This is a genomic window from Paenibacillus artemisiicola (assembly GCF_017652985.1).
GTDB lineage: Bacteria > Bacillota > Bacilli > Paenibacillales > Paenibacillaceae > Paenibacillus_Z > Paenibacillus_Z artemisiicola.
Genome location: NZ_JAGGDJ010000106.1, coordinates 1 through 2,960 on the forward strand (window position 1 = coordinate 1; position 2,960 = coordinate 2,960).

General features: G+C 61.2%; 2 protein-coding genes and 1 rRNA gene. All 3 read right to left on the bottom strand.

Features of this window, described 5'->3' with window-relative positions; all coding sequences use genetic code 11:
• A 16S ribosomal RNA gene (locus tag I8J29_RS33285) occupies positions 1-324 on the bottom strand; the annotation flags it as partial.
• Between the two features lie 359 nt (positions 325-683).
• The gene (gene ligA, locus I8J29_RS33290; protein ID WP_240546667.1) at positions 684-2,726 is read right to left on the bottom strand and encodes an NAD-dependent DNA ligase LigA; all 2,043 of its coding nucleotides are present in this window, start codon (positions 2,724-2,726) and stop codon (positions 684-686) included.
• Positions 2,727-2,740: 14 nt separating this feature from the next.
• Positions 2,741-2,960: hypothetical protein (locus I8J29_RS33295; protein ID WP_208851549.1), on the bottom strand; the 220-nt coding region annotated here is incomplete at its 5' end.

Consider the following 2,960-nt stretch of genomic DNA (forward strand, 5'->3'; position numbering starts at 1 on the left):
GTCCCAGTGTGGCCGATCACCCTCTCAGGTCGGCTATGCATCGTCGCCTTGGTGAGCCGTTACCTCGCCAACTAGCTAATGCACCGCAGGCCCATCTGCAAGTGACAGCTTGCACCGTCTTTCCCAGTCTCCCCATGCGAGGAAACTGCGTATCCGGTATTAGCATTCGTTTCCGAATGTTATCCCGGTCTTGCAGGCAGGTTGCCTACGTGTTACTCACCCGTCCGCCGCTAAGCTATCCCCGAAGGAATAACTCCGCTCGACTTGCATGTATTAGGCACGCCGCCAGCGTTCGTCCTGAGCCAGGATCAAACTCTCCATAAAAGTGGCCGAAGCCATTGTATAGAATAAGCTTGTTAGCTCATTACTTGCTAGCTTGTACGAAACGGCCAGGCCGTTCGTTTAAAGCATTGTTGGATTCTGACGTGATCCATATGTTCAGTTTTCAAAGAACTTGTTCGTCGCGCCCGCTTCTCGCGGCCACAAGACGATATGTTACCAGCTTTCTCATCGTTCGTCAACATCTTTTTTACTTTCTTGTCGAAAGCACTGATTCGTTGCTGCCGTCCGCCTCAAAAGCGACAAGAAGTAATTTACCACATCCCCGATGCGATTACAACTTGTAAAAAATGACAAGAACCGCGCGCGATGCTTGAAGGTTCGCGTGCGGTTCCCGCCTTGAATTAATCGCCCAGCAAACGAAGCAGTTCTTGCTCGTCTTCGATGACCACAACGCCTAGATCGCGCGCTTTGGTCAGCTTGCTTCCGGCGCTCTCGCCCGCGATGACGAAGTCGGTCTTCTTCGAGACGCTGCCGCTGATCTTGGCGCCCAGCGCTTCGAGCTTCTTCGCCGCTTCGTCGCGCGTCATGGCGGACAAGGTGCCCGTCAGCACGACGGTCTTGCCGCTGAACACGCTGTCGGTCCGCGCCGGCGCCGCTTGCTCGCCTTGCGCTTTAACCCCGAGCGCCAGCATCCGGTCGAGACTTTCCGATACGACGGGGTCCCGGAAATAAGTATAGATGCTCTCGGCCACGATGCCGCCGACGTCGGGCAAGCCTACCAGCTCCTCGATCTCCGCGGCGCGGACGCCGGCCAGGCTGCCGAAATGGTCCGCGAGCATTTTCGTCGTCGCCTTGCCCGTGTTCGGGATGCCGAGCGCGAACAGGAACGCGGCCAAATCGCGGTCCTTGGACTTCTCCAGCGCCTCGAGCAGCTTGCGGGCCTTGCGGTCGCCGAAGCGGTCGAGCCCGATCAAGTCATCGTACGTCAGCTCGTACAGATCCGCCGGATCGCGCACCTCGCATTCATCGAACAGCTGCTCCGCCGTCATGATGCTGAAGGATTCGATATCCATCGCGTCGCGCGAGGAGAAGTGCGTGATGCGGCCGACCGTCTGCGGCCGGCAGCCCCGCTTGTTGCCGCAGAACAGGTGCGCCCCCCGAAGCTCGAGCGGAGTGCCGCAGGACGGGCACGTCGTCGGCGCGACGATTTCCCCGCCCGGCTCGTCGTCCGCTTTGCCCAATATCTCCGGAATGACGTCGTTGGAACGGCGAATGAAGACATGCGTCCCGAGCGCGAACTTGAGATTCTTGCGTTCGATGTCGCCGATGTTGTTGAGCGTGCAGTTTTGGACCGTCACGCCGGCGAGATCGACGGGCTCCACCCGCGCCACCGGCGTGATTTTGCCCGTGCGGCCGACCTCCCACGAGACGGATTCCAGCACCGTCGTCGTCTCCTCGGCCTCGAACTTGTAGGCGACCGCCCAGCGCGGGAATTTGTCGGTGTAGCCCAGCGTCTCGCGCGTGCGCATATCCGTCAGCTTCACGACGGCGCCGTCGATCAGGAAGTCATGTTCGCGGCGGCCTTCGGCTACCCGCTCCAGCTCCGCCTGCACCTCTTCGATCGTCGAACAGTAGGTCGTGTACGCGTTGATCTTAAAGCGGTTATCCTTTAGAAACCGAATCATCTCTTGATGGGTCTCGAACGAGAGGCCCTGCGCGTAGCCGACATTATAGAAGAACGCGTTCAGCTTCCGTTCCGCGGTGATTCGCGGGTTCTGGTTGCGCAGCGCGCCGGCGGCGGCGTTGCGCGCGTTCTTGAGCGGCTCCGCCGCCGTCCGGTTGTAGGCCTCCAGCACCGACAGGTTCATGATGCCTTCGCCCTGCACCTCGATCAGACCGGCATACGGGATGACGAGCGGGATGGAACGGATCGTCTTGACCTGCGCCAGAATGCCTTCTCCGACGACTCCGTTGCCGCGCGTGGACGCCTGCACGAGCTTGCCGCCGTCATAGGTCAGGTTCAGCGTGAGGCCGTCGAACTTCAGCTCGACGACATAGCTCGGTTCGGGCAGCGGCTCCGCTTCCGGATTCTTGGCGTTGTAATCCGCGATCGCTTTGCGCACGCGCGCGTTCCAGGCAATCAGATCCTCGGCGTCCTGCGCCTTGTCGAGGCTCCATAACCGAGACAGGTGGCGGTGAGGCTCGAAGCCTTTCAATATCTCGCCGCCCACGCGCTGCGTCGGCGAATCCGGGTCCACCGTGCCGGTAAGCTGCTCCAGCTGGACGAGCTCATCGTAGAGCGCGTCGTATTCCTTGTCGCTGATCGTCGGCCGATCGAGCGTGTAATAACTATGGTTGTGGAGCGCGAGCTGATCGACCAGCTCGCGCATGCGCGCCAGCTTTGCCGGATCGGCGTTTTGTCCCGGGTCCATCGCGATCGTCATTGACGTCCTCCCTCTCATCCTCGATACTGCTTCGTGATCGGCGCGAAGCTGGCCAGCAGCTTCTTCAGTCCCACCGGAGCCGGGAACGCGATCTGAAGCTCCTTGTCGCTCCCCGTCCCGCGGACGGACACGACCGTGCCGATGCCCCATTTGCCATGGGACACCTTGTCGCCCGCGGCAAAATCGCCGGCGGCCGCGCCTCCCGCTCCGCCGCCGGCCGCGCCCCGCGCGGCG

Bases quoted from the DNA above. Each gene is read 5' to 3' on its own strand.
- ligA (WP_240546667.1), bottom strand. From the start codon at position 2,726: ATGACGATCGCGATGGACCCGGGACAAAACGCCGATCCGGCAAAGCTG.